The organism is Streptomyces sp. NPDC051207 (genome assembly GCF_040682395.1).
Lineage (GTDB): Bacteria > Actinomycetota > Actinomycetes > Streptomycetales > Streptomycetaceae > Streptomyces.
The window spans coordinates 1-1,180 of sequence record NZ_JBFBAX010000087.1 but is presented as its reverse complement, the minus strand read 5'-3'; the positions used below and the strand labels follow the sequence as shown (position 1 = coordinate 1,180).

Below are 1,180 nucleotides of genomic sequence, written 5' to 3'. Positions count from 1 at the left end.
CCGTGGGGGGTTCTTGTCCGGTGGGGGTTTTGACGGAGTCGAGGAGGAGTTGGGCGACGTCGACGACCTGGATGGTGTCCTTGGCCCGGCCGTCGTTCTTCTTGGCGTTGACGGAGTCGGTGAGCATGACGAGGCAGAAGGGGCAGGCGGTGGAGACGATGTCGGGGTCGAGGGCGAGGGCCTCGTCGACGCGTTCGTCGTTGATGCGCTTGCCGATGCGTTCTTCCATCCACATCCTCGCGCCGCCGGCGCCGCAGCAGAAGCCGCGTTCCTTGTGGCGGTGCATCTCCTCGTTGCGCAGGCCGGGGACGCGGCCGATGATCTCCCGGGGCGGGGTGTAGATCTTGTTGTGGCGGCCCAGGTAGCAGGGGTCGTGGTAGGTGATCAGGCCCTCGACCGGGGTGAGGGGGACCAGCCGGCCCTCGTCGATGAGGTGCTGCAGCAGCTGGGTGTGGTGGATGACCTCGTAGTCGCCGCCGAGCTGGGGGTATTCGTTGCCCAGGGTGTTCAGGCAGTGCGGGCAGGTCGCCACGATCTTCTTCGCCGACCTGGGCCTGCGGGACTCGGGCGTGGGGCGGCCCTCGTCGTCGATCTCCTCGCCGAAGGCGGTGTTCAGCGCGGCGACGTTGTCCATGCCCAGTTCCTGGAACAGCGGCTCGTTGCCCAGGCGGCGGGCGGAGTCGCCGGTGCACTTCTCGTCCCCGCCCATGATGGCGAACTTCACCCCGGCGATGTGCAGCAGCTCCGCGAAGGCCTTGGTGGTCTTCTTGGCCCGGTCTTCCAGGGCGCCGGCGCAGCCGACCCAGTACAGGTAGTCGACCCCGGACAGGTCCTCGATGTCCCGGCCGACGACCGGCACCTCGAAGCCGACGTCCTTCAGCCACTCCAGGCGCTGCTTCTTCGCCAGCCCCCAGGGATTGCCCTTCTTCTCCAGGTTCTTGAGCATCGTGCCCGCCTCGGAGGGGAACGCCGACTCGATCATCACCTGGTAGCGGCGCATGTCCACGATGTGATCCACGTGCTCGATGTCCACCGGGCACTGCTCCACGCACGCCCCGCACGTGGTGCACGACCACAGCACGTCGGGGTCGATGACCCCGCCTGCCTCCACCGTGCCCACCAGCGGCCGTCCGGCCTGCGCCAGCGCCGCCGCCGGCACACCCGCCAACTGCTCCGCGGA

The 1,180-nt window shown here is 68.5% G+C and carries 1 protein-coding gene; it reads right to left on the bottom strand.

Features of this window, described 5'->3' with window-relative positions; translation table 11 throughout:
* A partial coding sequence (locus AB0M97_RS30820) for a (Fe-S)-binding protein (RefSeq protein ID WP_365964274.1) occupies nucleotides 1-1,180 on the bottom strand: 1,180 nt, incomplete at both ends.